At 72.9% G+C, this 26323-nt stretch carries 27 protein-coding genes; 10 read left to right on the top strand and 17 right to left on the bottom strand.

What is annotated here, in order from left to right:
* Positions 1 to 99: 99 nt before the first annotated feature.
* The 8 genes from GVV04_RS27505 to GVV04_RS27470 form a co-directional block, all read right to left on the bottom strand.
* Positions 100 to 1284 carry a YihY/virulence factor BrkB family protein gene (locus GVV04_RS27505; protein ID WP_328822599.1) on the bottom strand — a complete coding sequence of 395 codons (1185 nt, stop codon included), beginning with the start codon at positions 1282 to 1284 and terminating at the stop codon, positions 100 to 102.
* A 119-nt stretch (positions 1285 to 1403) separates the two neighbouring features.
* On the bottom strand, positions 1404 to 1940 hold the full coding sequence (locus GVV04_RS27500) for a hypothetical protein (protein ID WP_161691892.1): 537 nt from the start codon (positions 1938 to 1940) through the stop codon (positions 1404 to 1406).
* A 203-nt stretch (positions 1941 to 2143) separates the two neighbouring features.
* Positions 2144 to 2680 carry a hypothetical protein gene (locus tag GVV04_RS27495; protein ID WP_161691891.1) on the bottom strand — a complete coding sequence of 179 codons (537 nt, stop codon included), beginning with the start codon at positions 2678 to 2680 and terminating at the stop codon, positions 2144 to 2146.
* A complete protein-coding gene (dnaG, locus tag GVV04_RS27490; protein WP_161691890.1) occupies positions 2680 to 4551 on the bottom strand; it encodes a DNA primase in 1872 nt (623 codons plus the stop codon). Before dnaG ends, GVV04_RS27495 begins: the two co-directional genes overlap by 1 nt.
* Before the next feature lie 81 nt (positions 4552 to 4632).
* Positions 4633 to 5907 (bottom strand): phospholipase D-like domain-containing protein, encoded by a 1275-nt coding sequence (locus GVV04_RS27485; protein ID WP_161691889.1) that lies wholly within the window; start codon positions 5905 to 5907, stop codon positions 4633 to 4635.
* A 76-nt stretch (positions 5908 to 5983) separates the two neighbouring features.
* A complete protein-coding gene (locus tag GVV04_RS27480) occupies positions 5984 to 6814 on the bottom strand; it encodes a siderophore-interacting protein (protein WP_161691888.1) in 831 nt (276 codons plus the stop codon).
* Between the two features lie 123 nt (positions 6815 to 6937).
* A complete protein-coding gene (locus GVV04_RS27475) occupies positions 6938 to 8188 on the bottom strand; it encodes a deoxyguanosinetriphosphate triphosphohydrolase (RefSeq protein ID WP_161692015.1) in 1251 nt (416 codons plus the stop codon).
* An 18-nt stretch (positions 8189 to 8206) separates the two neighbouring features.
* A complete protein-coding gene (locus GVV04_RS27470; protein ID WP_161691887.1) occupies positions 8207 to 8557 on the bottom strand; it encodes a VOC family protein in 351 nt (116 codons plus the stop codon).
* A gap of 234 nt (positions 8558 to 8791) precedes the next feature.
* Here GVV04_RS27470 and GVV04_RS27465 point away from each other — a divergent pair, with 234 nt between their 5' ends.
* Positions 8792 to 9298, top strand: coding sequence for a roadblock/LC7 domain-containing protein (locus tag GVV04_RS27465; protein ID WP_328822598.1), 507 nt, complete (start codon positions 8792 to 8794; stop codon positions 9296 to 9298).
* A gap of 110 nt (positions 9299 to 9408) precedes the next feature.
* On the opposite strand, the gene ppdK is transcribed toward GVV04_RS27465, so the two are convergent.
* On the bottom strand, positions 9409 to 12144 hold the full coding sequence (gene ppdK / locus GVV04_RS27460) for a pyruvate, phosphate dikinase (protein ID WP_161691885.1): 2736 nt from the start codon (positions 12142 to 12144) through the stop codon (positions 9409 to 9411).
* Between the two features lie 734 nt (positions 12145 to 12878).
* On the opposite strand from ppdK, the gene GVV04_RS27455 reads away from it, so the two are divergent.
* Entirely contained in the window at positions 12879 to 13544 is a 666-nt protein-coding gene (locus GVV04_RS27455) for a C39 family peptidase (protein WP_161691884.1), read from the top strand.
* Positions 13545 to 13599: 55 nt separating this feature from the next.
* Here the strand turns inward: GVV04_RS27455 and dusB are convergent, their stop codons facing one another.
* From dusB to GVV04_RS27435, 4 genes are all read right to left on the bottom strand, one after another.
* Complete coding sequence (dusB, locus tag GVV04_RS27450; RefSeq protein WP_161691883.1) at positions 13600 to 14772, bottom strand: tRNA dihydrouridine synthase DusB; 1173 nt, start codon at positions 14770 to 14772, stop codon at positions 13600 to 13602.
* Positions 14773 to 14836: 64 nt separating this feature from the next.
* A complete protein-coding gene (locus tag GVV04_RS27445; protein WP_161691882.1) occupies positions 14837 to 16216 on the bottom strand; it encodes a glycine--tRNA ligase in 1380 nt (459 codons plus the stop codon).
* A gap of 159 nt (positions 16217 to 16375) precedes the next feature.
* Entirely contained in the window at positions 16376 to 16849 is a 474-nt protein-coding gene (locus GVV04_RS27440; protein WP_161692014.1) for an Rv0361 family membrane protein, read from the bottom strand.
* 126 nt (positions 16850 to 16975) lie between these two features.
* A complete protein-coding gene (locus GVV04_RS27435) occupies positions 16976 to 17317 on the bottom strand; it encodes an antibiotic biosynthesis monooxygenase family protein (RefSeq protein ID WP_161691881.1) in 342 nt (113 codons plus the stop codon).
* 26 nt (positions 17318 to 17343) lie between these two features.
* Between GVV04_RS27435 and GVV04_RS27430 the strand changes: the two genes are divergently transcribed.
* The 8 genes from GVV04_RS27430 (at position 17344) to GVV04_RS32420 (ending at position 21913) form a co-directional block, all read left to right on the top strand.
* Entirely contained in the window at positions 17344 to 17601 is a 258-nt protein-coding gene (locus tag GVV04_RS27430) for a DUF6703 family protein (protein WP_161691880.1), read from the top strand.
* Between the two features lie 110 nt (positions 17602 to 17711).
* Positions 17712 to 18674 carry a metal ABC transporter substrate-binding protein gene (locus GVV04_RS27425; protein WP_161691879.1) on the top strand — a complete coding sequence of 321 codons (963 nt, stop codon included), beginning with the start codon at positions 17712 to 17714 and terminating at the stop codon, positions 18672 to 18674.
* Entirely contained in the window at positions 18671 to 19432 is a 762-nt protein-coding gene (locus GVV04_RS27420; RefSeq protein WP_161691878.1) for a metal ABC transporter ATP-binding protein, read from the top strand. The genes GVV04_RS27425 and GVV04_RS27420 overlap by 4 nt, the downstream gene beginning before the upstream one ends.
* A gap of 2 nt (positions 19433 to 19434) precedes the next feature.
* On the top strand, positions 19435 to 20301 hold the full coding sequence (locus GVV04_RS27415; protein WP_161691877.1) for a metal ABC transporter permease: 867 nt from the start codon (positions 19435 to 19437) through the stop codon (positions 20299 to 20301).
* 43 nt (positions 20302 to 20344) lie between these two features.
* Positions 20345 to 20644: an ArsR/SmtB family transcription factor gene (locus GVV04_RS27410; RefSeq protein WP_161691876.1), complete on the top strand. Its 300-nt coding sequence runs from the start codon at positions 20345 to 20347 to the stop codon at positions 20642 to 20644.
* Positions 20638 to 21036 (top strand): Fur family transcriptional regulator, encoded by a 399-nt coding sequence (locus GVV04_RS27405; protein ID WP_161692013.1) that lies wholly within the window; start codon positions 20638 to 20640, stop codon positions 21034 to 21036. Before GVV04_RS27410 ends, GVV04_RS27405 begins: the two co-directional genes overlap by 7 nt.
* A 94-nt stretch (positions 21037 to 21130) precedes the next feature.
* A complete protein-coding gene (locus tag GVV04_RS27400) occupies positions 21131 to 21736 on the top strand; it encodes a hypothetical protein (RefSeq protein WP_161691875.1) in 606 nt (201 codons plus the stop codon).
* Between the two features lie 9 nt (positions 21737 to 21745).
* On the top strand, positions 21746 to 21913 hold the full coding sequence (locus GVV04_RS32420; protein WP_201754299.1) for a hypothetical protein: 168 nt from the start codon (positions 21746 to 21748) through the stop codon (positions 21911 to 21913).
* Between the two features lie 76 nt (positions 21914 to 21989).
* Here the strand turns inward: GVV04_RS32420 and GVV04_RS27395 are convergent, their stop codons facing one another.
* The 4 genes from GVV04_RS27395 to GVV04_RS27380 all read right to left on the bottom strand — a co-directional run bounded on the left by GVV04_RS27395 (position 21990) and on the right by GVV04_RS27380 (position 26277).
* The gene (locus GVV04_RS27395) at positions 21990 to 23981 is read right to left on the bottom strand and encodes an acyl-CoA dehydrogenase family protein (protein ID WP_161691874.1); all 1992 of its coding nucleotides are present in this window, start codon (positions 23979 to 23981) and stop codon (positions 21990 to 21992) included.
* Between the two features lie 131 nt (positions 23982 to 24112).
* Positions 24113 to 24616, bottom strand: coding sequence for a DUF6328 family protein (locus GVV04_RS27390; RefSeq protein ID WP_161691873.1), 504 nt, complete (start codon positions 24614 to 24616; stop codon positions 24113 to 24115).
* Positions 24617 to 24730: 114 nt separating this feature from the next.
* Positions 24731 to 25480: a sugar isomerase domain-containing protein gene (locus GVV04_RS27385; protein ID WP_161691872.1), complete on the bottom strand. Its 750-nt coding sequence runs from the start codon at positions 25478 to 25480 to the stop codon at positions 24731 to 24733.
* Positions 25477 to 26277, bottom strand: coding sequence for an aminoglycoside N(3)-acetyltransferase (locus GVV04_RS27380; protein WP_161691871.1), 801 nt, complete (start codon positions 26275 to 26277; stop codon positions 25477 to 25479). Before GVV04_RS27380 ends, GVV04_RS27385 begins: the two co-directional genes overlap by 4 nt.
* Between the last annotated feature and the right edge of the window lie 46 nt (positions 26278 to 26323).

Genomic DNA, 26323 nt, shown 5'->3' with positions numbered 1-26323 from the left:
GATCCAGGAAGTCGACGGGTCACGCAGCCGCCCCGCCTCGCGGGGCGAGACGGGGCGGCGGGCTCCGAAGCGGCGGGCGGCGGCCCTGGTGGAAGGAGGTCAGCGGCCGGCGGCGGAGTTGCGCTTCTTCTTCAACTTGCGGTCGTCGCGCAGCTCGACGTACGGCTCGACCTCGGCCGGGTGCCCGGCGGCGATCGCCCGGCTGCGCTCCAACTCGGCGTCGAACTCCGCGCCCAGCAGGATCGCGATGTTGCTCAGCCACAGCCAGACCAGGAAGATGATCACACCGGCCAGCGCCCCGTACGTCTCGTTGTACGAGCCGAAGTTGCCGACGTACAGGGCGAACAGCCCGGAGACCAGCACCCAGATCAGCACGGCCAGCACCCCGCCGGGGCTGATCCAGCGGAACCCGCCGTGCCGGGCGTTCGGCGACGCCCAGTAGAGGATCGCGAACATCAGGCTGACCAGCACCAGCAGCACCGGCCACTTGGCGATGTTCCACACCGTCACGGCGGTGGAGCCGATCCCGATGGCGCTGCCCGCCTCCTCGGCGAACCGGCCGGTGAAGACCACGATCACCGCGCTGGCCAGCAGCAGGACGCCGATCACGGCGGTCACCCCGACCCGGATCGGCAGGGTCTTCCAGATCGGCCGCCCCTCCGGAACGTCGTAGATGCTGTTGGAGGCGCGCATGAACGCGGCGACGTACCCGGAGGCGGACCAGAACGCGGCGAGCAGACCGATGACGGCGGCGACGCTGGCCAGCCCGCCGGCGTTGGACGCCTGGTCGATCGCGGCCGAGATGATCTGCTGGATGTTGCCCTCCGGCACCGCCTGGTTGACGGTGTCCCTGACCCCCTCGGTGGCGCTCGGTCCGAGCAGGCCGAGGATCGAGATGAGCACCAGCACGCCGGGGAAGATCGACAGCACCCCGTAGTAGGTCAGCGCCGCCGCCCAGTCGGTCAGGCTGTCGTCCTGGAACTCCCGGACGGTGCGCTTCAGCGTCGCCAGCCAGCCGGTGCCCGACAGCTCCATCGGGCTGTCCGGCCCCTCGTCCGGACCGACCGGCCGGTCTCGGACCGAGCCACGCCGATCGCGGTCGGCATCCTGCCGGTCCCGGTCGGCATCCTGCCGGTCCCGGTCGGCGTCCTGCCGGTCCCGGTTACGGCCGGTCCCCGGACCATCGGCGTCGGTCCGGCTGTCGGTGCCCGGCCGGGCCGCGCCCGCGTTGCGGGCCCCGTCCCGGTCGCGTCCGGCGCGGACGGAAGTCTCGTCGGAGGCCATCGCCCCTCCTCATGGTCGCGGTGTCCACTCGGACATGCCCAGCGAAGGAGGCCACTAACCGCTGACGGTGGAGCACACGTTCCATCCGGCGGGCCGCCACCACCAGCCCGGCCCAGGCGTCAGCCGGCCGCCCGGGGCGCGGTGGCCAGCGCCCACACCGCGTACGCCCAGAGCAGCAGCCCGGCGCCGACACCCACGACCAGGCCCGGCACCACGGCCGAGGCGAGCCCGGTGACCAGGCCGGCGAGCGCCACCAGGCACATCGCGACGCCGAGCAGCCGCAGCCGGGGGTCGCGCAGCAGCGGGGTGAGCGGGAAGAAGTGGGCACCGACGACGGCGCAGACCAGCACCGGGGCGTACGCCGAGCGCCCGAGCACCGCCAGCAGCGCCGCGCCGAGCCCCGCTGCGGCGAACTCGGCCACCACGATGAGCAGGTACCGGCGGTCCGACGCCCGGTCCCCGACGGCACCCGCCCCGGAGCGGCTGCGCGCGACGACCACGGCGCCGACCACCGCCGTGCCCAGGGCGACGACGCTCGCGACAATCAGCAGCGTTCGCAGTGGCTGGCCGGCTGCCGGCACGCTGAACCAGATCGTCGCGAAGACGCCGAGGTAGAGGGCGGTGAGCCCGGCCTGGCGCCGGGGGACAGTGAGCACGAGGGGACTCGCTTTCGGTAGGGGGCAGTCAATTGGGCCGCATCCGGCGAGCCGTAGGAAGAAGCCCCCTGGCTCCACCCCGCCAACCCGCAGCGCGGCCGGCGCGGCGCCATGATCGTCTGCTGAAAACTGAGACGACACGCCGTGCCAGTTCTCCCTGAACGACAGACGATCATGAAACGGCGTGCGGGGGGCGGGGCGGGCTAGAGGTTGGTGGGGGTGGTGGCGGCGCGGGCGGAGGCGACCAGGCGGTCGGTCTCGGCGACCACCGGCTCGTCTTCGGCCGGGGTGCCGGGTTCGTAGCGGACCGTCCAGGTCAGGCCGTCCACGCCGGGCACCCGGCGGGCGGCGATCCGGCCGGCACCGCCGGGCACCGGGTGCTGCTGGGTGTACGCGACCGAGTTGGTCACCCGCGCGCGCACCTGGTGCGGCAGTTCCCCCGGGTCGAGCAGCAGGTACGTCCCGGCCGGGCAGTCGGCCACCACCAGGTAGCCGGCCCGCTCGGCAACCTGTTCGGCGGGGGTGACGGTCAGCTCCCGGCCCGACCAGCCGGCCTTGAGGATGTCGTGCCAGCCCAGCCGGTGGGCCCGCCCCGGGAGCCAGAGCCCGAGGTTGCTGGCGACCACCACGCCCGCGCCCTCGCCGTCGCCGACCGCGGCCCAGGCGAGCACCCGCTCGTCGTCGGCGAGCGGCGGGCGGGCCGCCGGGGGCAGCTTCGGCCTGCGGTTGAACAGTCCCATCAGAGCCCTCCTGCGGCCTGCTCGCGCAGCGCCCGTGCGTGCTGCTCCAGCGAGAGCAGCTCCCCGAACAGCGCGAAGTACTCGTCCTTGTCGCTGACCGGGTTGATCCGCTGGATCTTGGACTTGAGGTCCCTGATCCGGCCGGTCACCGAGCCCCACTGCAACCGCGCCATGGTCACCGAGACGTACCTCGGGTCGGGCTCGCCGTCGATCCGCAGCGGCTCGACGGCCAGCTCGCCGACCAGGGCCTGGGCGGCAAGGTCGGCGCACGCGTCGCGGACGGCCTCGACCCAGACGGCCCCGCCGGTGGCGCCGGCGACACCGCCGGCCGCCGCGACCGCCTCCCGCACGGCCACGTGCAACGGGTGGCGGTACTCCGACGCCTCGACCGCGTCGAACATCGGGCCGGCCAGCACCGGCTCCTGGACGGCGAGCTTCAGCGCCTCCCGCTCGACCAGCGACAGCGGGCTGTCCACGGCGGGCGCGCCCCGGGCCCCACGGGCCGCTGCGGGCGCCGCCTGCCCGGCGGGCTGGCCCGAGGCGGCGGCGAGCACGGCCCGCTGCACCGGCTCGATCTCCATGCCGAGGTCACCGGCGAGCTTGCGCACGTACTCGGGGCGCTTCTCCCGGTCCTTGAGCTTCGCCACCAGGGGGGCGGCCCGGCGCATCGCCTCGACCCGGCCGTCGACGGTGTCCAGGTCGTACCGGTTGATCAGGTGCCGGAGCGCGAAGTCGACCAGCGGCTCGCGGCGGGCGACCAGGTCGCGGACCGCCAGGTCGCCCTTGGCCAGGCGCAGGTCGCAGGGGTCCATGTTGTCGGGGCTGACCGCGATGAAGGTACGCCCGACGAAGCGCTGGTCGTCCTCGAAGGCGCGCAGCGCGGCCTTCTGCCCGGCGGCGTCCCCGTCGAAGGTGAAGATGATTTCGCCGGCCACGTCGTCGGTGTCCAGCAGCAGCCGGCGCAGCACCCCGATGTGGTCGGAACCGAACGCGGTGCCGCAGGTCGCCACGGCCGTCGGCACGCCCGCGAGGTGGCAGGCCATCACGTCGGTGTAGCCCTCGACGACCACCACCTTGCCCTGCTTGGCGATCTCCCGCTTGGCCTGGTCGATGCCGTAGAGCACGTGCGACTTCTTGTAGATCGGCGTCTCGGGGGTGTTCAGGTACTTCGGGCCGTCGTCGTCGTCGAACAGCTTGCGGGCCCCGAAGCCGATCACGTCGCCGGTGATCTCCCGGATCGGCCACATCAGCCGGCGACGGAACCGGTCGATCAGCGTGCCGGAGCGTGACGGACGGGACAGCCCGGCGGTGACCAGCTCGTCGTGGCTGAAGCCCTGCTGGCGCAGGTGCTTGGTGAGCAGATCCCAGGCGTCCGGGGCGAAGCCGCAGCCGTACCGCTCGGCGGCGGCCCGGTCGAAGCCGCGCTGCGCCAGGAACTCCCGGGCCGGGCGGGCACCGGCCGTGGTGAGCTGGGACCGGTAGAAGTCGACGGCGGCGGCGTGCGCGGCCACCAGGCGCTGCCGCTGACCCTGCTGCGGGCGGGCGCGCGGGGTGGCCTGGTCGTTCTCGACGTAGCGGAGCTGGAGGCCGGCGCGGGCGGCGAGCCGCTCGACGGACTCGACGAAGCTGAGGTGGTCGGCGTCCATCAGGAACTTGATCGCGTCGCCGCCGGCCCCGCAGCCGAAGCAGTACCAGACGTTGCGGGCGGGCGAGACGTTGAACGAGGGGCTCTTCTCGTCGTGGAACGGGCAGAGCCCCTTGAGGTTGCCGCCGCCGGCCGACTTGAGAGTCACCGTGTCCGAGATGACCTCCGCGATCGAGGTGCGTTCCCGGACCAGCGCGATGTCCTCGTCCCGGATCCGCCCAGCCATCCACCACACCCCCTCGGCCCCACATCCTGCCCTGCGCCGACGACGACGCCCGCTCCGGGTGGCGCCGGAGGAGTCGCCCGGTCAGTAGACGCAGCTCCCGTTGGCGGGATTGACGCACTTCGCCCGGCCCCAGAGGGTGGTGAAGTTGGCTTGGTAGCCGGCCGAGACCGTCGGGTGTTCGATCTTGAGGAACGTCTCGTCGTGGTTCACGAGCGACGGGCCGGTCAGGTTGTGCGAGCCGGTGAAGACGATGTTCCGCCCCGACGCGCCGTTGTAGTTGCCCTTCACCACCAGGTACTTCGAGTGCACGGTGACCGTCCGGCCGTCGACGTTGCCCGTCTCGGCGTCCCAGTACTTCTTCAGCGACACGTTCGCCGAGCCGCGCAGGATGCCGTACACCTGGTCGCCCATCTCGCCGTAGACCACCCGGACCTTGCAGCCGAGCCGGGCGATGCGCAGCAACTCGGTGGCGACCGCGGGGCGGGCGTCGGTGAACATCGCCTGGGCCACGTCGATCGCGCACCCGCTCTCGTACGTGGTGACGTAGCTCAGCACGTTGTCGACCGTGTCGCCGGCGGCCCGCGGCGAGTGGTAGACGGTCACCGCTGTGGTGGGCGACTTGTAGTACCCGTCGGCGGCGGAGAAGAAGTTGTTGTTCTTCCGCTCGGCGCGCAGCTCGTTGAAGTAGCGGGTGAAGTGGTCGTACAGGTCGTAGTCGCCGTGCACGACCACGGCGTTGTTGAACAGGTTGTTCTGCGAGAACGTCAGGTTCTGCGAGGAGACCAGGACCACCCGCTTCATCGTCCCGGACGTGGAGAAGGTGAAGAACTTGTTGTGGTTGATCGAGTTGGCGTGGTTGGCGACGCACGCGCTCGACCCGGCCACCGACGCCGACGAGGTGCCGCAGAAGACCAGGTCGTCCAGGCCGGCCCCGCGCAGGGTCACCACGGCCGCGTTGGCCGGGTCGAGGTTGACGTTGCCGTCGCCCTCCCGGTCGACCGCCAGCCGGACCACCACGCCCCGGGCCGCCGCCCGCTTCAGCGCCTCGGCGACCACCGGCGAGGTCCAGCTGAACATCGCACCCCGGATGTACCCCCCGGCCGGCGCGCCGTCGGCCAGCCGGACGATCTCGTCCTCGATGCTGCGGTCCCGGGTGCCGTCGTCGGCCGGCACGTTGAACACGGTGTACGCGTCGAACGCGGCCAGCGGCGCCGCCTCGCCGGCGAGGTCGCGAGCCACTCCGGCCGACGGGTCGGCGGCCGGGGAAGGGCCGGCGGCGGCGGGAGTGGGTGCCACGGCGAGGGCGGCAAGGGCGGCGAGGGCCAGCAGCCCGGCCCCCCGGTAGCGGTTTCTCATGTTCGTGTGTCTATGTCATGACGGCGAATGAAACAAGCCCGGCCGGGGCCCGATTGATCAGCGGGAGCGGGGTCGGTCAGGCGACGATGGTCTCCTCCGCCTCGACCTGACGGTTCCAGTCCGCCTTGCTGGAGCGCCAGCCCTCGTCGTCCATGCCGCGCCGCCAGTAGCCGGAGATCGACAGCCGCTCGCGCGGCACGGCGCGCTCGACGCGCAGCAGCCGGCGCAGCTCGCGGACGAAGGTCGCCTCGCCGTGCACGAAGGCGTGCACGTCGCCGGGCGGGAAGTCCAGCGCCGCCACGGCCGCCACCAGCGCCGCACCGACCGGCCGGTCGCCCCGGTGCAGCCAGGTCAGCTCCACCGCGCCCGGGCTGGGCAGCGGCTGCTCGTCGGCGGCGTCGGCGACCTCGACGAAGACCTTCGCGGGGGCGTCGAGCGGCAGCCGCTCCAGGGCGGAGGCGATCGCCGGCAGGGCGCTCTCGTCGCCCACCAGCAGGTGCCAGTCGGCGGCCGGGCTCGGCGCGTACGCCCCGCCGGGGCCGACGAACATCACCGGGTCGCCGGGGAGCAGCCGGGCCGCCCACGGCCCACCCACCCCGGCCTCGCCGTGGTGCACGATGTCGATGGTCAGCTCGCCGGCCAGCGGATCCCAGGCCCGCAGGGTGTAGGCCCGCAGCCGGGGCCACTGTTCCGCCGGCAGGTCCCGGCGGATGGCGGCGAGGTCGACCGGCTCCGGGTAGGTCACCCCGGGCGGCGGGAACACCAGCTTCACGTAGTGGTCGGTGTACTCGCCCACCGGCAGGCCGGTCAGCTCCTCGCCGCCGAGCACCAGCCGGACCAGGTGCGGGGTGGGCCGCTCGGTCCGCAGGACCCGGGCGGTGGTGACCATCTTCGGACGCTCCGTCATGCTTCTTAGGCTAGCCTAAGTACCCCCCGGCTTCCTACTGACCGCTCGGGCCCGGCGGCCCGTCGGCCGATCGGCCCGTCGGCCACCCCGGGCGGCCCGTCGCCGTCCGGCCGGCCCGGTGGCTCAGTCGGCGAGCAGCCGCTCGTGCCAGGCCAGCGCGGCCGGGTCGGTGAGCGAGGCAACCTGGTCGATCACCACGCGCAGCCGCACGGCGTCGTCCGGGGCAGCCCGCCACAGCGGGGCGAAGACCTCGTCGAGCGCCTCCGGCGCCCGGTGGGTCAGGGCCGCGACCAGCTCCGCGAGGATCTGCCGCTGCCGCTCGTACCGGCTCCGGGAACCCGGGCGGCGCATCACGTAGCGCAGCGCGATGCCCTTGAGCAGCGCGCACTGCGCCCGGACCGGGCGCGGCACCACCAGGTCGGCGGCGTACCGACGCAGCGGGCCGGGGCCGCAGCGCTCCCCGGTGGCGGCCAGCACGGTCGAGACGAAGCGGCCCGTCAGCACGCTGGTGGTGGCCTTCAGCGCGGCCTGGGCGCGGTGGCTGCCGTCGTACCCGAGGAGCGGGGCGAGCACCGGGTCGGCGAGCAGTTCGACCAGCACCTCACCCAGGTCGGCCGGGGACTCCCCCGAGTACTCGGCGGCCACGTCGGCGCAGAGCGCGGCCCGCTCGTCGGGGTCGGCCAGCAGCGGGCGCAGGGCGACATGTCCGCCGTGGATGCCGTCCTCGACGTCGTGCACCGAGTACGCCACGTCGTCGGCCCAGTCCATCACCTGCGCCTCCAGGCAGCGCCGCCCGCCGGCCGGGGCGCCGGCGCGCAGCCAGTCGAAGACCGGCCGGTCGTCGGCGTACACCCCGAACTTGCGCTCGCCCGGCCGGCGCGGCCAGGGGTACTTGCCGGAGGCGTCGAGCGACGCCCGGGTCAGGTTGAGCCCGACGGAGCGGCCGTCGGGGCCGAGCACCTTGGCCTCCAGCCGGGTGAGCACCCGCAGCGTCTGGGCGTTGCCCTCGAAGCCACCGCAGGCCGCGGCGAGCCGGTCCAGCTCGGCCTCGCCGTTGTGCCCGAAAGGCGGGTGCCCGAGGTCGTGGGCCAGCCCGGCGGTGTCCACCACGTCGGGATCGCAGCCCAGCCGGGCACCCATCTCCCGGGCGATCTGCGCCACCTCCAGCGAGTGGGTCAGCCGGGTACGCAGGAAGTCGTCGGTGCCGGCGACGTGCACCTGGGTCTTCGCGGCGAGCCGGCGGAACGCCGCCGAGTGCAGCACCCGGGCCCGGTCCCGCTCGTACGGCGAACGGCCGTGGCCGGCGTCCTTCGGCGGCTCGGCGACCCAGCGCGCGGCGTCGGCCGGCTCGCCGCCGGTACCGCCCCCGGGCAGATCGCTCACGCCGCCCCGCTACCCGCGCTGCCGCAGCACGCAGAACTCGTTGCCCTCCGGGTCGGCCAGCACCGTCCAGCCGACGTCGCCCTGGCCGACGTCGACGTGCCGGGCGCCCATGTCGACCAGCCGCTCGACCTCGGCCTCCTGGTCGGCCGGGCGCAGGTCGAGGTGCAGCCGGTTCTTGACCTGCCGGTCGTCGGGGACCGGCAGGAAGACGATGCCGGGGAGTTGGTCGGCGGACTGCCGGATCTCCACCTCGGCGGGCTGGTCGTTGATTACCTGGTAGCCCAGGACCTCGGCCCACCAGCGGGCGAGCCGGGCCGGATCCCGCGCGTCGACGGTCAGACTTTCCCAGACGCTGGCCATGCGGTCCACCCTCCACCGGCGATACGACACACTCGCGGGCCCAGGTTACGCCGGAGCGGCCCGCTCGGCTCAGCGGGCAAGGTGAGGGTTTTGCAACAGCCGATCAGTCGAGAGTTGTCGACCGATCGCCGACCGTCACGGGGGTCGCGGGCGGCCATGGCGGCGGGTAGCGTTTCCGGAGCAGAACGTTACCGAAGATCCGCACATCTGAATGCACGACGGGAAGTGACGCTCGTGGACGCTGACGCGGTGCTGGGAACGGAGTTGTGGGGGCTGCGCCGACGCCGGCCGGAGGTCGCCGGCACGGTGCTCGCCGGCACCGACGGCCTGCTCATCTCCAGCGACCTGCCGACGACCGACGCCACCCACCTGGCCGCCCTGGCCGCGGCCAGCTTCGGCCTCGGCAACCGGGTCGCCGACACGGTGCGGCACGGCGAGTTCCAGGAAACGATGGTGCGCACCGCCCGGGGTTGCGTGGTGACCTACCCGGCCGGCCGGCACGCCCTGCTCACCCTGATCACCGCAGCCGGCGCCGACCTGGAGACACTGCACGCGGAGGCCCGTGAGGTGGCCGACCGGACGGGTTCCGTCTTCGACCGGCAGCGCACGGCGGTCGCCCCGGGCCCGGTCCCGGTGCCGGACCCGCACGCGCCGCTGGCCATGCGGACCCCGATGGCGACGCTGCCCGGCCGGGCCCCCAACGCGTCCCGCGTGACCGGCTGGCGGCGCCCACCGATCTGAGCCCGCCGGTCCCGGTGGGGGTGCGTGCGGCTCACCCACCGGGACCGGCGCCGATCAGTCAACGCCGACCCTCGTAGCCGATCGGCTGCGAGGGTCGGCGACGCCGGCCGTCAACGGCTGTCGGAGCCGTCGCTCTCCACCACGGCACGACCCGCCTCCAGCCGGGCCACCGGGACGCGGAACGGCGAGCAGGAGACGTAGTCCAGCCCCACCTCGTGGAAGAAGTGGACCGACTCCGGGTCGCCGCCGTGCTCGCCGCAGACGCCGAGCTTCAGCTCCGGCCGGGCGGCCCGGCCCTCCTCGGCGGCGATCCGCACCAGCCGGCCCACGCCGTCGCGGTCGATCGACTCGAACGGCGAGATGCCGAAGATGCCCAGCTCCAGGTAGCGCCAGAAGAACGCGCCCTCGACGTCGTCCCGGGAGAAGCCCCAGCCCATCTGGGTCAGGTCGTTGGTGCCGAAGGAGAAGAACTGCGCCGCCTCGGCGATCTGGCCGGCGGTCAGCGCCGCCCGGGGCACCTCGATCATCGTGCCGATCAGCACCTCGACCCCGCTGTCCCCGACCACCTCGGCGATGATCTTCTCGGCCTCGGCGCGTACCGTCTCCAGCTCCTGGACCGCGCCGACCAGCGGGACCATGATCTCCGGGCAGGCCGTCCGGCCCTCGCGGGTGACCTGGACCGCGGCCTCCGTGATCGCCCGGACCTGCATGGCGAACAGGCCGGGGATGACCAGGCCCAGCCGGACCCCGCGCAGCCCCAGCATGGGGTTCTCCTCGTGCATCCGCCGGACGGCGGCGAGCAGCGCCTCCTCCTTGGCGACGTCCTCGCCGCGTTCCTGGGCGACGGCGACGTCCACGGCGAGCTGCTCCAGCGGGGGGAGGAACTCGTGCAGCGGCGGGTCGATCAGCCGGACGGTGACCGGCAGCCCGTCCATCTCGCGGAAGATCTCCACGAAGTCGTCGCGCTGCAACGGCAGCAGCGCGGCCAGCGCGTCCTGCCGCTCGGTGTCGGCGCGGGCCAGGATCAGCCGCTCGACCAGCTCCCGCCGGTCGCCGAGGAACATGTGCTCGGTGCGGCACAGCCCGATGCCCTGCGCGCCGAAGCGCCGGGCCCGGGCGGCGTCCGCGGCGGTGTCGGCGTTCGTCCGCACCGCCAGCCGCCGCCGCCCGTCGGCGTGCGTCATGATCCGGTGTACGGCCCGGACCAGCGCGTTGTCGATGTGTTCCGGGTCGACGCTGCCCTCGAAGTACTGCACCACCTCGGACGGCATGACCGGCACCTCGCCGAGGTACACCTTGCCGGTGGTGCCGTCGATGGAGACGACATCGCCCTCGGTGACGGTGCGCCCGCCGACGGTGAACTTCTTCGCCGGCACGTTGACGTCGATCTCGTCGGCGCCGGAGACGCAGGTCTTGCCCATCCCCCGGGCCACCACGGCGGCGTGGCTGGTCTTGCCGCCCCGCGAGGTGAGGATGCCCCGGGCGGCGATCATGCCGTTCAGGTCGTCGGGGTTGGTCTCCCGGCGGACCAGGATCACCGCCTCCCCCGCGCCGGCCAGCTCGACCGCCCGGGCGGAGGTGAAGACCACCTTGCCGGACGCCGCGCCCGGCGACGCCCCGATGCCCTTGGCCACCGGCTCGAACTCGTGGTCGAGCTGGAACCGGGGGAACATGAGCTGGGCGAGCTGCGCGCCGTTGACCCGGTGCAGCGCCTCGTCCAGGTCGATCAGCCCCTCGTCGACGAGCTGCCCGGCGATGACGAACGCCGCCGCGGCGGTGCGCTTGCCGACCCGGGTCTGGAGCATCCACAGCTTGCCGCGCTCGATGGTGAACTCGATGTCGCACAGGTCCCGGTAGTGCTCCTCAAGCCGGGCCATGATGCCGAGCAGCTCGTCGTAGGACTTCTTGTCCAGCCGTTCCAGCTCCTGCAACGGCACGGTGTTGCGGATGCCGGCGACCACGTCCTCGCCCTGGGCGTTGGCCAGGTAGTCGCCGTAGATGCCCTGCGCGCCGCTGGCCGGGTCGCGGGTGAACGCGACACCGGTGCCCGAGTCCGGGCCGAGGTTGCCGAAGACCATGGCCACCACGTTGACCGCGGTGCCGAGGTCGGCCGGGATGCGCTCCTGGCGGCGGTAGAGCACCGCGCGCTCGGCGTTCCACGACTCGAAGACCGCGCGGATGGCCAGGTCAAGCTGCTCGCGCGGCTCCTGCGGGAACTCCCGTCCGGTGTGCTTGGCGAAGATCTTCTTGTACGCGTCGACAAGCCCACGCAGGTCGTCCGCGTCCAGGTCGAGGTCGTTCTGCGTGCCCCTGGCGCGCTTGACGTCGTCGAGGGCCTGCTCGAACTCCTCGCCCGGCACCTCGCACACGGTCTTGCCGAACATCTGGATCAGCCGGCGGTAGGAGTCCCAGGCGAACCGGTTCGCGCCGCCGGAGGTGGCCTGGCCCGCCCCGCCGCCCGCCTGCGCGCTGAGCCCGACGACACTGTGGTCGTTGAGGCCGACGTTGAGGACGGTCTCCATCATGCCCGGCATGGAGAACTTGGCGCCGGAGCGGACGGAGACCAGCAGCGGGTCGTCGGGGTCGCCGAGCCGCCGGCCCATCCCGCGCTCCAGCGACTCCAGGTGCGCCTCGATCTGGCCGGCGAGCCCGTCCGGCTCCCGGCCGGTCGCAAGGTACGCCTTGCACGCCTCGGTGCTGATCGTGAAGCCGGGGGGTACGGGCAGGCCGATGTTCGTCATCTCGGCGAGGTTGGCCCCCTTGCCGCCGAGAAGCTCCTTGAGCTCCTTGTTGCCCTCGGAGAAGTCGTAGACGTACTTGCGATCGACCATCTCTTGCGCTGCCACCAGAGCCTCCCACGCGCGCCGGGACTGACACTTAACGAAGGTTCAGTTCCTCCATACCCCGGGGCCGGCCTCTGGTAATCCGAGGTCGTCGGCGATCGGTGGGCGAAGGCTAAGCGAACATCGCGTGACCTGGGCCCGGTCGGTGACAATTGGCACAGTCATCCCGACTGTCCGTGTCCGTACCGGTTTTTGGGAACGCTTCCACGCGCACTATCACGCAATTCTCCGTTCCTCTCGCATTCTTGACGCGCTGGTTCTGTCGAACCTCACCTTTGCCATATCACACGCAAATACACACCGGGGAGCCGCCATCGTGCCACCCATCCCGCCCCACCCTGCCCCGCCCGCTCTGGCCGCGTTGATCAAGAGGTTTACGTCAGGATCCGCCGCCCCGCAGACGCAAACCTCTTGATCAACGCGGCCAGGGGGAGGAGTGGGGGGCGGTCTGAGGGGTTTGGGGTGGTTTGGGGTGGGCTCGGTTACCCCGGCGGGGGAATCGGTGGGGGGTCGGGGGCGTTGTACATGGTTCACCCGGGCGAGACCGGCCCGAGGCAGCCCCCGGAACCGAGACCCCCGCGGAATGCGGGGCCGGCCGGGACCGTTACACCCCCCGGACACCCGAGCAGGTCCCCCGACCGCCGGGCCCGTCCCCCCGAACCTGACCCCCCTCGCGGCACACCTCGCTGCCCTGGCGAATACTGCCGCGTGTCCCCCGACCAGAGGAGCACGCCACCATGCGTACCGATCTGATCCGCAGGACCGCCCTCACCGCCGGCATCCTCACCGCCACCGCCGGTGGCATCGCCGCCCCCGCCATCGCCGCCCAGGCGGCCCCGGCCGAGAAGGCCCCCACCACCACGTCGGTGCAGGCCGAGCGTAAGGCTGCCGGCGAGCGGCAGCTCGATGTCCGGTACGAGGCCCAGCCGAACTTCTACTACTGCGGCCCCGCCGCCGCCCGTAACGCCCTGTCGGTGCAGGGTAAGGCCATCAGCGTCGACGCCATGGCCAAGGAGATGGGTACCACCGAGGACGGGACTGATTCGATCAACGACATCACCCCTGTCCTGAACAAGGAGACCGGTAAGGCCGACGCGTACCGCAGCGTCGAGATCAAGACCGGCAAGGCCGACAACGGCCAGACCGACAAGCTGCGCGCCGACGTCGTCCGCACCGTCGACAACGGCCGGGCAGTCGTCGCCAACATCGCCGGCACCACCACCGACACCGACGGCGGCGTCCACTCGTTCGAGGGCGGCCACTACATCAGCGTCGTCGGCTACCGCGACAACGGCGGCATCGTCAAGATCGCCGACTCGGCCAACCCCGACCAGGCCAGCTATGAGATCAGTGTCGACAACCTCGCCGACTGGATCGCCACCCGCGGCTACGCCACCTCCTGACAACCACAACGACAAGGGCCGGCCCCCACCCGGGGACCGGCCCTTTCGTCGTGGGTCAGCCGCCGGAGTCGGCCAGTTCCGCGCCCTCGGGCACGGTGTCGTCGTCCCGGCTAGCCAGCCAGCCCTCGGGGAGGTAGACCTTGCCCGGGGAGTTCGTCCGGCCGCGTGGCTGGCCGAGCGTCGCCACCGGGAACGGCTCGGCCGGGTCGAGCTTGCCCAGCAGGTCGTCGAGCTGAGCCAGGCTGTCGATCATGGCGAGGGACCGGCGCAGCTCGCTGCCGACGGGAAAGCCCTTGAGGTACCAGGCGACGTGCTTGCGGAAGTCGGTGCAGCCGTCCCGCTCGCCCCGGGCCGGGTTCCGCGCCCCCGCCACGAACTGGTCGACCAGCAACTCGGCGTGCCGCCGCATGGTCGCCGCCACCTCGCCGAGGGTGGGCAGCCGCCGCTCCGGCCGCCCGTCGAACGCGGCCTCCAGGTCGGCGAAGAGCCACGGCCGGCCCAGGCAGCCCCGCCCGACCACCACCCCGTCGACGCCGGTGTGGGCGACCATCCGCAGCGCGTCGTCGGCTTCCCAGATGTCGCCGTTGCCGAGCACCGGCACGTCGAGGGCCTGCTTGAGGGTGGCGATCGCGTCCCAGTCGGCGGTGCCCGAGTAGCGCTGGGCGGCCGTACGACCGTGCAGGGCGACCGCCACGACTCCGGCGTCCTGGGCGGCGAGCCCGGCCTCGACGTACGTCAGGTGGTCGTCGTCGATGCCCTTGCGCATCTTCACGGTGACCGGCACCCCGGCGGGTGCGGCGGCGTCCACCGCGGCCTTCACCAGCCGGGCGAAGAGCCGGCGTCGCCAGGGCAGGGCCGACCCGCCGCCCCTGCGGGTGACCTTGGGGACCGGGCAGCCGAAGTTCAGGTCGATGTGGTCGGCGAGGTTCTTCTCCACCACGATCCGCACGGCGGCGGCGGTGATCTCCGGATCGGTGCCGTAGAGCTGGAGGCTGCGTGGCTGCTCGTCGTCGCCGAAGGCGATCATGCGCAGGGTCTTCGGGTTCCGCTCGACCAGCGCGACCGTGGTAATCATCTCGCAGACGTAGATGCCGCCGCCCTGCTCCCGGCAGAGCCGGCGGAACCCGACGTTGGTGATCCCGGCCATCGGCGCGAGCACCACCGGCGGCCACACCTCGTGCCGCCCGAGGGTCAACGGACGCTGCGCGGGCAGGATCGGGGCGGTCACCGGACAAGTGTACGGGGCCCCAACCGGCACGTTCCCGCGCCGGCCGAGGCCCCGTCGACGGTGCTCAGCAGCCGGGGAGGCGTTCGATCAGGTAGCGCTCGACCTGGTCCAGGGAGATCCGCTCCTGGGCCATGGTGTCCCGGTTCCGCACGGTCACCGCGTCGTCGTCGAGGGTGTCGAAGTCGACCGTCACGCAGAACGGGGTGCCGATCTCGTCCTGGCGGCGGTACCGGCGGCCGATGGCCTGCGAGTCGTCGAACTCGACCACCCAGCGCTTGCGCAGGTCGGCGGCGAGGCCCTTGGCCTTCGGGGACAGCGCCTCGTTGCGGGACAACGGCAGGACCGCCACCTTGACCGGGGCCAGCCGGGGGTCGAAGCGCATGACGGTGCGCTTGTCCACCCCGCCCTTGGTGTTCGGGGCCTCGTCCTCGTCGTACGCCTCCAGCAGGAACGCCAGCACCGCGCGGGTGAGGCCGGCGGCCGGCTCGATGACGTACGGCATCCAGCGCTCGCCCTTGCCCTGGTCGAAGTACGACAGGTCGACGCCGGAGTGCTTGCTGTGCGTGGAGAGGTCGAAGTCCGTGCGGTTGGCGATGCCCTCCAGCTCGGCGAACTCGCTGCCGCCGAACCGGAACCGGTACTCGATGTCGACGGTGCGCTTCGAGTAGTGGGAGAGCTTCTCCTTGGGGTGCTCGTAGAAGCGCAGGTTCTCCTCGGACAGGCCGAGGTCGAGGTACCAGTTCCAGCGCTCGGAGAGCCAGTACTCGTGCCACTGCTCGTCGGAGCCCGGCTCGACGAAGAACTCCATCTCCATCTGCTCGAACTCGCGGGTGCGGAAGATGAAGTTGCCCGGGGTGATCTCGTTACGGAACGACTTGCCGGTCTGCGCGATGCCGAACGGCGGCTTCTTGCGGGCGACCGTCTCCACGTTCTTGTAGTTGACGAAGATGCCCTGGGCGGTCTCCGGGCGCAGGTAGTGCATGCCCTCGTCGCTCTCCACCGGGCCGAGGTAGGTCTTCATCAGGCCGTTGAACATCTTCGGCTCGGTGAAGGTGCCCTTGTTGCCGCAGTTCGGGCAGTTCAGCTCCGACAGCGAGGCCAGCGGCTTGCCGTGCTTCTCGGCGTACGCCTCCTCCAGGTGGTCGGCGCGGAACCGCTTGTGGCAGGACTGGCACTCCGTCAGCGGGTCGACGAACTCGGCGATGTGGCCGCTGGCCTCCCAGACCTTGCGGGAAAGGATGACCGCGGAGTCCAGGCCGACGACGTCGTCGCGCTGCTGGACCATGGTCTTCCACCACTGCCGGCGGACGTTCTCCTTCAGCTCCACGCCGAGCGGACCGTAGTCCCACGCCGATCGGGTGCCCCCGTAGATCTCACTGGAGGGGAAGACGAAGCCCCGGCGCTTGGCGAGGCTGACGACGGCGTCGATACGGTCGGCTGGCATGTTTCCTCCTACGCCGGCTGGCGGTCGGCGGGGGCGAGATGTGGATGGATCGGTCGGTTCGGGGACAACGGTACGACCGTACGGGCCCCGAGCCCAGCAGAATACCGGGGGCGGGGCCGACCACCCCCGCGAGCCTCCGCTCGGCCACCAGGGCGGGGGTCAGCTCACCCCGCAGACCTTCAGGGCCCCGGTCTGCCCGTCGGTGGCGAGGGTGACCTCCTGGTCGCCCCGGTTGCCGCCGCTGAAGGTGACGGAGACCGGGGCGGTGAGGGTGGTGGGGTCCACCTCGCCCACCCGGTACGAGTCGATCTGCGGCTCGGCGGCGACCCGACGCTCGAACTCCGCCCGGGACTCGCGGCGCCGCGCGTCGTCGCAGAGCGTGTCGTACGACCTGCCGTACTTCCGCTCGACCAGCCCCTGGTAGTAGTCGTCGGTCACCACGCGGCCCTGCTCCCGCACCGCCTGCACGTTGCTGACCGCCAGGCCGACCACGGCCGCCCCGCCCCCGCCGCAGCAGAGCAGCACGGCCAGCGCTCCGGCCCCGAGGCCGAGCCAGAGCCGGGCGCGGCGCCCCTCGGTCGGGGGCGCCACGAACGGCGGGGCCACTCCGGGGCCGGTCGGGGGCTCGGGCACCCCCGGCTCCAGGTGCGTCGGCGGCCCGCCGGGGGCCGGCGGCCCGCCCGGCCCGGGCGCCACAGGGTACGAGGGTGGACCGGCCGGTCCGGGTGCGGTCATAGGTGCAGGGTAGTGCCCGACGGGTCAGCGGTATGGGGCAGCAGCCCGATCACTGGGGTTCACCTCGACCGCCCCACCGGGGGCGGCGACGGCCAGCGCCTCGTACGCGGACGGCTCGTCGAGCGACTCGGCCAGCAGCGGCGTGGCGTGCACCTTGACGTCGAACCCGCCCAGCGCCCGCCGGTAGGCCCCGACGGACTCCCACTCGGTGACGAGGCACCAGTGGCGCGGGTCGTCCAGCGCCCGGAGCAACTCCCCGCGCAGGTAGCCGGGGCGGGCGGCGAGCGCGGCCAGGGCGGCGTGCGCGCGTTCGGTGAAGACGGGGGCGACGTCCTCGTCGACCACGAACCGGTTGGTGACCAGCACCGGGTCCTCCTCGTAGAGTCTGTGGGATGCAGCGTACGCAGCGCACCCTGCCGGTCCGGTTGGCCCGGGCGAACCCTACGACGATCTTCCTGGTCACGCTGGCGCTGGTGCTGGTGGGGCTGTTCACGCCAGGAGTGTTCGGCGGGGTGTTGCTGCTGACGCTCGCCGCCGCCCTGGTCGCGCTGCTGCTGACCACCTGGCCGGTGCAGGCGCCGGCCACCCGGGTGATCCGGTTGGTCATGCTCACCCTGCTGATCATCGCGGCGCTGACGAAGCTGCTCTGACCGCCGCCGCTCGGAGACTGGGCCACCTGAACGGGGCATTAGCAGACACCCCGCTCGCATGCAAGCATGCGTTTTTGACAATCAATTTCGTTATCACGCAGAGTTGAGGCATGAAGCTCCGCCGCTCGACCGCACGTGCCCTGGCCGCAGCGACCGCCCTGATAGCCCTCGGCACCGTCACCGCCTGCGCGGAGGACGGCGCCGGGGCAGACCCGCAGCGGGTCGACGTGGCCGCCGCCTTCTACCCGCTCCAGTTCGTCGCCGAGCGGGTCGGCGGCGACGCGGTCCGGGTGACGAACCTGACCAAGCCGGGTGCCGAGCCGCACGACCTGGAGCTCACCCCCCGCCAGGTCGGCGAGGTGAACCAGGCCGAGCTGATCGTCTACCTCAGGGGCTTCCAGCCCGCGGTGGACGAGGCGGTCGAGCAGAACGGCGGCGACCGGGCCTTCGACGTCGCCGGGGTGCAGCCGCTGCTGACCGGGAACGCCGGCGGGCACGACCACGAGGGCGGGGAGGCCGGGCACGGGGGCGGGGAGGCCGAGGAGGAGGACGGCGGCAAGGACCCGCACCTGTGGCTCGACCCGACCCGGCTGGCCACCGTCGGTGACCGGCTCGCCGAGCGGCTCGGCCGGGCCGACCCGGACCGCGCCGCCGACTACACCGCCCGGGCGGGCGCGTTGCGCGTCGAGCTGGAAAAGCTGGACGCCGAGTTCGCCGCCGGGCTGAGGACCTGCCAGCGCCGGGAGCTCGTGGTGAGCCACACCGCGTTCGGTTACCTGACCGAGCGCTACCAGCTCGATCAGGTCGGCCTCACCGGGCTGGCCCCGGAGAACGAGCCCTCCCCGCAGCGCTTCGCCGAGGTCCTCCGGGAGGCCCGGGAGCACGGGGCCACCACGATCTTCTTCGAGACCCTGGTCAGCCCGAAGGTCGCCGAGACGATCGCCCGCGAGGTGGGGGCGAAGACCGCGGTCCTCGACCCGCTGGAAGGACTGTCCGCCGATCACGGCGGGGACTACCTTTCGGTGATGCGCACCAACCTGGTGACCCTGCGGACGGCGTTGAGCTGCTCGTGAACGCGCCTGTCATCACCGTCACCCGCGGGGCGGTCGGCTACGACGGCCGCCCGGTGCTGCGCGACGTCTCACTGACCGTCACCGCCGGCGAGGTGGTCGCCGTGCTCGGCGCCAACGGCTCCGGCAAGTCCACCCTGATCCGCGCGGTGCTCGGGCTGGTCCCGCTGCACGCGGGGTCGGTCGCGCTCTTCGGCGTCCCGCTGCGCCGGTTCCGGCAGTGGCAGCGGATCGGGTACGTCCCGCAGCGCCTCGGCGCCGGCGGCGGCGTCCCGGCCACCGTCCGCGAGGTGGTGGCCTCGGGCCGGCTGGCCCGCCGGGGCGTGCTGCGCCCACCGGGCCGGGCCGACCGGGTGGCGGTCGACGCCGCGCTGACCGCCGTAGGCCTGGCCGACCGGGCCGGCGACCCGGTCGCCACCCTCTCCGGCGGCCAGCAGCAGCGCACCCTGATCGCCCGGGCCCTGGCCGGCGAGCCGGAGCTGCTGGTCCTCGACGAGCCGACCGCCGGGGTCGACGCCGCCAGCCAGGAGGCGTTCGCCGGGGCGCTGCGCGGCTTCGTCGACGGCGGCGGGACGGTGCTGCTGGTGGCCCACGAGCTGGGGCCGCTGCGACCGCTGATCACCCGGGCCGTGGTGGTGCACCACGGCGGGATCGCCCACGACGGCGCGGTCCCCGAGCCGGCCGGTCACCACGCCGACCCCGACCACGACCACGTGCACCCGCACGGACCCGACGAGCCCGCAGGGCTGTGGAGCAGTTGAGCATGGAGCTTTTCCAGTACCCGTACATGCAGCGCGCCCTGATCGGCGCGCTGGTCATCGGCCTGGCCGCCCCGGCGCTCGGCATCTACCTGGTGCAGCGCCGGCTGGCCCTGATCGGCGACGGGGTCGGGCACGTGGCGCTCACCGGCGTCGGCGCCGGGCTGCTGCTCAACCGCTCCCCGGTGCTGGTGGCCGTGATCGTGGCGACGCTCGGCGCGATCACCATCGAGCTGGTCCGGGCGCGCGGGCGCACCTCGGGCGACCTCGCGCTGGCCCTGCTGTTCTACGGCGGGATCGCGGGCGGGGTGACGCTGGTCGGGCTCTCCGACGCGACCAGCGCGAAGCTCAACGCGTACCTGTTCGGATCGCTGACCACCATCTCGCCCCAGGACCTGACCACCATCGTGGTGCTCGGCGTGGCGCTCCTGGTGACCATGCTGGCGCTGCGCCCGGCGCTGTTCGCGGTCTGCCACGACGAGGAGTACGCCCGGGTCGCCGGGCTGCCCGTCCGGGCGCTGAACATGCTGATCGCGGTCGGCACCGCGGTCACCGTGACGATCGCCATGCGGGCCGTCGGGGTGCTGCTGATCAGCGCCCTGATGGTGGTCCCGGTGGCCACCGCCCAGCAGGTCACCCGGGGGTTCCGCAGCACGATGGCCGCGGCGATGGCGCTCGGGCTGTTCGCCGCCGGCTCCGGGGTCTGGGTGGCCGCCAACGCCGACACCGCCCCCGGCGCGTCCGTGGTGCTGCTGGCGATCGCCTCGTTCCTCGTCGTCGCGGTCGCCGGAGCCGGCTGGCGGGCGGTACGCCGACGCCGGACGACGACCGGGACGGCGGTCGTCGAGCCGCCCGAGGTGGTGCTGAGTTGATCCTGCGCCCCGGCGGCCCGCTGGGACTGGTTATCGTTACAAGATGACCGGCGGATCAGGATACGAGGCGTACGAGGACGCCGGTGAGCTGCTGCGCGCCCTCGCGGCCCCGATCCGGCTGGCGATCGTGAGCGAACTGGCGCAAGGTGAACGGTGCGTGCACGAGCTGGTGGAGAAGCTCGGGGCGACGCAGCCGCTGGTCTCTCAGCACCTGCGGGTGCTGCGGGGGGCCGGCGTGGTCCGCGGCTCCCGGCGGGGGAGGGAGATCGCGTACGCGCTGGTCGACGAGCACGTCGCACACATCGTGGCCGACGCGGTCAGCCACGCGGGGGAGGCATCGTGACCGAGGGGACCGCCGTCCGGAACACCCGGCAGCGCTCGGCGGTGAGCGCGCTGCTCGCCGAGGCCGAGGGGTTCCACAGCGCGCAGGACCTGCACGCCATGCTCCGCGAGCGCGGCGAGCGGGTGGGGCTGACCACCGTCTACCGCACCCTCCAGGGGCTCGCCGACGCGGGCGAGATCGACGTGATGCGGCCGCCCGGCGGCGAGCACCTCTACCGGCGGTGCAGCGAGGGCCACCACCACCACCTGGTCTGCCGGGCCTGCGGGAGCACCGTCGAGGTGGCCGGGCCGACCGTGGAGGTCTGGGCGGAGCGGGTGGCGGCGCAGCACGGGTACGCCGACGTCAGCCACACCCTGGAGATCTTCGGCACCTGCCCGGCCTGCGCAGGCTGACCCCGGCCCGCCGGGCGACGCCGGCAGCCGGGTCCGCGCCGGTTGACAATTCCGACCCGTGCCGGGCGGGGCGAGCCGTGGCACGCTGTCCGGCGTGAAGATCTATGCCGATCGCTTCCCGACCGCCGTCCGCCAGTTCCTGACCGACCTGCTCGTCGTCGTCTGGGTGTACGCCGCGATCCGCTTCGCGCTCTGGGTGCACGACCTCGTGCAGAAGCTCGCCGTACCCGGGCAGAAGCTGGAGGGTGCCGGCGGCGGCCTCGCCGACAACCTGGCCGACGCCGGCGGCAAGATACGCCGGGTGCCGCTGGTCGGCGACGAGCTGACCGCCCCGTTCTCGAAGGCCGCCGACGCCGCCCGGTCGATGGCCGAGGCGGGCCGGGACCAGCAGGAACTGGTCGGCCAGCTCGCCCTGGCGCTCAGTATCGCGGTGCTGGTGTTCCCGCTCGGCCTGGTGCTGGTCGGCTGGCTGCCGCTGCGGCTGCGTTGGATGCGGCGGGCCGCCTCGGCCAGGGCGCTGGCCGCCGTCCCGGCCGGGCGGGACCTGCTGGCCCTGCGGGCGCTGGCCCGTCAGCCGATCGGCAAGCTGACCCGGATCGCCCCGGACGTGGCCGATGCGTGGCGACGCGGCGACGACGCCACGGTCGAGGCACTCGCCGCGCTGGAGCTGCGCGGACTCGGGCTCCGGGCCGACCGCTAGGGTGGTCCGGTGCTCTACTTCCTGATCGTCGTCGCCGTGCTGCTGCTGGTCTACGCCGTCGTGCTGGTCAGCTTCGTCCGCCGGGGCCGCAAGATCCCGCCGGCGGCGTACCTGGTGCTGGCGGCGCTCAACGGGCTGATCCTGGCCGCCGTGCTGGCCTGGGCCATCGCCCGGTAAGCCGGCGCCGGCCCGGGGCGATTCGCTCCGGACGGGCCCCTGCCGCGCCACGGGCGTCGGCAGGGGCCCTCCCTCGTCACTCGGGGCGGGGGATGCGGCGGCGGACGTCCTGGGCGGTGGACGGGCCGGGGGTCCAGTTGGCCACCCAGGGCAGGTCGGCCGGCGGGGTGATCACCCCGTCCTCCAGGGCCGCGTACCGGCCGTCGAGGATCCGCTTCGCCGCCGCCACGTCGACGGAGTCGGTGTTCGCCCACAGGCCGGTGAACAGGGCGTCGACCCGCAGCCGGGCCTGGCGGCAGAACAGGTCCGCCAGCTCGACGTTCTCCGGGCGGGTGTCCTTCTCCGCGTACGCCCGGACGCAGACCGCGGACATCGCGAACAGCTCCGCGCCGATGTCCACCACCCGGCCGAGGAACGCCTGCTTGCGCTCCATCTTGCCCTGCCAGCGGGACATCGCGTAGAACGTCGACCGGGCCAGCTTGCGGCTGTGCCGCTCGACCTGGCGCAGGTGGCCGGCGAGCGGGCCGAACTCGGCGTACGCCCTCGGCGCCTGGCCCCGGCCGACGGCGAGGGTGGGGAGCCACTTCGCGTAGAAGGCCCCCGCCCGCGCGCCGGCCTTCGCCTTGCGGCCGAGCCCGGCGTCGGGGTCGATGATGTCCCCGGCGACCGAGAGGTGGGCGTCGACCGCCTCGCGGGCGATGAGCAGGTGCATGATCTCGGTGGAGCCCTCGAAGATCCGGTTGATCCGCAGGTCGCGCAGCATCTGCTCGACCGCGGCCGGGCGCTCGCCCCGGGCGGCCAGGGAGTCGGCCGTCTCGTAGCCGCGCCCGCCCCGGATCTGGAGCAGCTCGTCGCCGATCTTCCAGGCCATCTCGCTGGCGTAGAGCTTGACCAGGGCCGCCTCGATCCGGATGTCGTTGCGGTCGTCGTCGGCGAGCAGGCAGCACAGGTCCAGCATGGTCTCCATGCCGTACGTGGTGGCGGCGACGAACGCGAGCTTCTGCGCGACGGCCTCGTGCTCGCCCACCGGCCGGCCCCACTGGACCCGGTCGGCGGCCCAGTCCCGGGCCACGTTCAGCGACCACTTCCCCGCGCCGACGCACATCGCCGGCAGCGACAGCCGCCCGGTGTTCAGCGTGGTCAGGGCGATCTTCAGCCCCTTGCCCTCGCCGCCGATGACGTTCTCGTTCGGCACGAACACGTCGTGGAACCGGGTGAGGCTGTTCTCCAGGCCGCGTAGGCCGGTGAACTCGTTGCGCCGCTCCACCGTGATGCCCTCGGCGTCGCCGTCGACGACGAAGGCGGTGATCCCGCCGCGCCGCCCCTCGGCGGCCGGCACCCGGGCCATCACCACCAGCAGGGTGGCCACGGTGCCGTTGGTGGCCCACAGCTTCACCCCGTCGAGCCGGTATCCGGCGCCGTCGGCGGTCGGCTCGGCCGTGGTGGCCAGCCGTGCCGGGTCGGAGCCGACGTCCGGCTCGGTGAGCAGGAACGCCGACACCTCGCCGGCGGCGAGCCGGGGCAGGAAGCGCTGCTTCTGCTCGTCGGTGCCGAACATCTTCAGCGGCTGCGGGACGCCGATCGACTGGTGGGCCGACAGCAGCGCGCCGATCGCCGGGCTGACCGACCCGGCCAGCATCAGCGCCCGGCAGTAGTGCAGGTTGCTCAGCCCGAGGCCGCCGTGGGACCGATCGATCTTCATGCCGAACGCGCCGAGGCGGGCCAGCCCGTGGAACACCTCGTCGGGGATGCGGGCGTCGCGCTCGATCGCCGCCCCGTCCACCTCGGACTCCAGGTACGCCCGCAGCCGGCCGAGGAACTCCTCGGCCCGGGCTTCCTCGGCCGGGTCGGTACGCGGCCAGGGGTGGATCAGGTCGAGCCGGAGCCGGCCGAGGAACAGCTCCTTGCCGAAGCTCGGCCGGTCCCACACGGACTCGCGGGCCGCCTCGGCGACCTGCCGGGCCTCCTTCTCGGACACCTGACCGGCCTCCGTCGGCAGCGGAGGGACGCCCGCCGGGGCTTTCCCCGCCGGGTCGGGCGCGGGTCGGCTGTTCTGCGTCGTGGTCACGGCGGCTCCCTCGAACCTCGGCCCGGATGCGTCAACGTGCTCGACAAAAGCAACGCTACCCCCGGCTGTTACCCAGGGGTAGCGTTGCGTGCACCTCGGATTTTCCCCAGCGTCCACGCTGGTCGGCGGGATCAGCCGGCGGTGAGCACCTGCGGATCGTCATCGTCGTCGTCGATGTCGTCGTCGCCCCAGCTGCGGCGGGCGAACGGCAGGACCACCCAGAAGGCCAGGAACCAGGCCGCCGTGATCCCGGTGAGCACGAAGGCGATGCCCCGGTCCAGCACGAAGTCGGCGACCAGCAGGACCGCGCTGACCATCGAGACGAGCATGAAGGCGAGCCCGCCGCTGGCCATCCGGTGGGCGAACCGGACCAGCTCCGGCTTGCGCCCCTGCCGGAACAGCGCCCGGTGGAAGGCGACCGGAGAGATGATCATGGCGGTGGCGCCGGCCGCCGACAGCAACGCGACGATGTAGACGTCTCTCTGGAACTCGCTGGTCTGCGCGAAGCCGTTGCTGAACGGCAGGGTCAGCAGGAACGCGAACAGGATCTGCACGCCCGTCTGCGCGACCCGCAACTCCTGGAGCAGGTCGGCGAAGTTGCGCTGCCAGCGTTGCTTCTCAGTTTCCTTCGACACGCGCTACCTCCGGGGAAACGTTCCTGCCGGCGGGATCCACCCCGCCGGCAGTACCGCCTTTGCCCCGTCCGGCGGATGGCGAAACCGACTCACGACCGTACCCGCCCGGTGCGGTCAGGACCCCCGGCGGATGCGACCGGCGTACCGGGCCTCCAGGCCGTTGTTGTGCTCGTCGCCGCCGGCAATGTTGGCCGACAGGTAGACCGGGGGCCGCTCCCCCGCCGCGAGCAGCCGGGCCACCACCTCGACCGTGAGCTGCTGCGCCAGCAGGGCGGCGGTGATGGAGGAGACCGCGCCGACCGCGCCACCGCCGGGCAGCGGCAGGGTCGCATCGCCGTACGGGGCCCCGTTGTCCAGCACCACGTCGGCGAAGTCGGCCAGTTTCCGGCCCGACGGGTGGCGGGACGTCATCCGTGCCGAGTGCTGCGCCGAGGTGATCGCGACGAGGCCGTGGCCGTGCTCCTTCACCAGTGCGGCGAACTCCACGATGGCCCCGTTGACGCCGGAGTTGGAGGCGACCACGAAGACGTCCGACGGGCGGACCGGGGCCAGCTCGTAGAGGCGGTGGGCCACCGCCGGGTCGCGCTCCAGCAGCGGGCCCAGGACATCGGCCGGGGCCCCACCGTGCAGTACGAGGTCGCGCAGCGCGATCCGGTTGGTCGGCACCAGGCCACCGGCCCGGCCGGCGATCTCCATGGCGAGGGCCTCGGAGTGCCCGGTGCCGAACGCGTGGACCACCCCGTCGGCGCGCAACGCATCGGCGACCAGGTCGGCCGCCCGACCCACCGCCTCCCGTTGGCTGGCCGACACCCGGCCGATCGTCTCCGTCACCACCGCGAGGTAGTCCTCGGCGCTCACCGTCATGTTTTCTTCCCCGTCCGTCGGTTGCGGGCCAGCCAGTCCACCGCGAAGTCGACCACCGCCCGCTGGCGCATCGACCTGCCCGTCCCGTCGCCGACCGGGCCGACCCGGACCGCGCCGGTCGCCTCCAGGTCCGCCCCGAGCCGGGGGAAGTCTGCCGAGTCGACCGCCACGTCCTCCCACCACACCCAGTCCTGGCCGCCGTCGCGGGTGCGCACCGCCGCGCCCACCCGCTCCCTCGGCGGAGTGGCCTGCCGGTACTCCGCCAGGTGCAGCGACGTGTTGCAGCCATGGTCGACGCCGAGCAGCAGCACGTCGGCGTCCAGGTCGTACAGCCGGCCCAGCGGCGAATTGGGGCCGAGCATGTCGTCCAGCGGGTGCCCGGCCACGATGTCCTCGGCGGCGGGCCCGAGCGCGGCGAACGAGACGTGCGGGTGGTCGCTGCGCCGGGCCCCCGGCCAGCACCGGACGGTCTCGGCCAGCGCCCCCATGAACCGGCTCGCGGTGACCGCCGGATCGAAGCCGGGAGTCTCCGCGCGGATCACCGGCCACCAGTCCGCCGGCACCGGCGGGTTGCTCCACCCTGCCGGGTCGCTGTTCTCCGGCGTGTGGGTCGGCACCACCAGCGTGCCCTCGGGGCCGAGCACGTCGCGCAGGGCGAGGGCCACCGCCTGCGGGCCGCCGCAGACGAACCCGAGCGCCCGCAGGCCACCGTGCACCAGCACGATGCCGCCGGGGCGTACCCCCAGGTCGTGGAGCTGCGTGGCGAGCGACGCGCGGGTGTGCGGCCGGGCCGTCACGACGCCGCTGCCCGCCGCACCCGGGACGGACGGCGGACCCGGGGCG

This window comes from Micromonospora rubida, from assembly GCF_009908295.1.
Taxonomy (GTDB): Bacteria; Actinomycetota; Actinomycetes; order Mycobacteriales; family Micromonosporaceae; genus Micromonospora; species Micromonospora rubida.
This window is presented reverse-complemented; position numbering and strand designations above follow the sequence as displayed.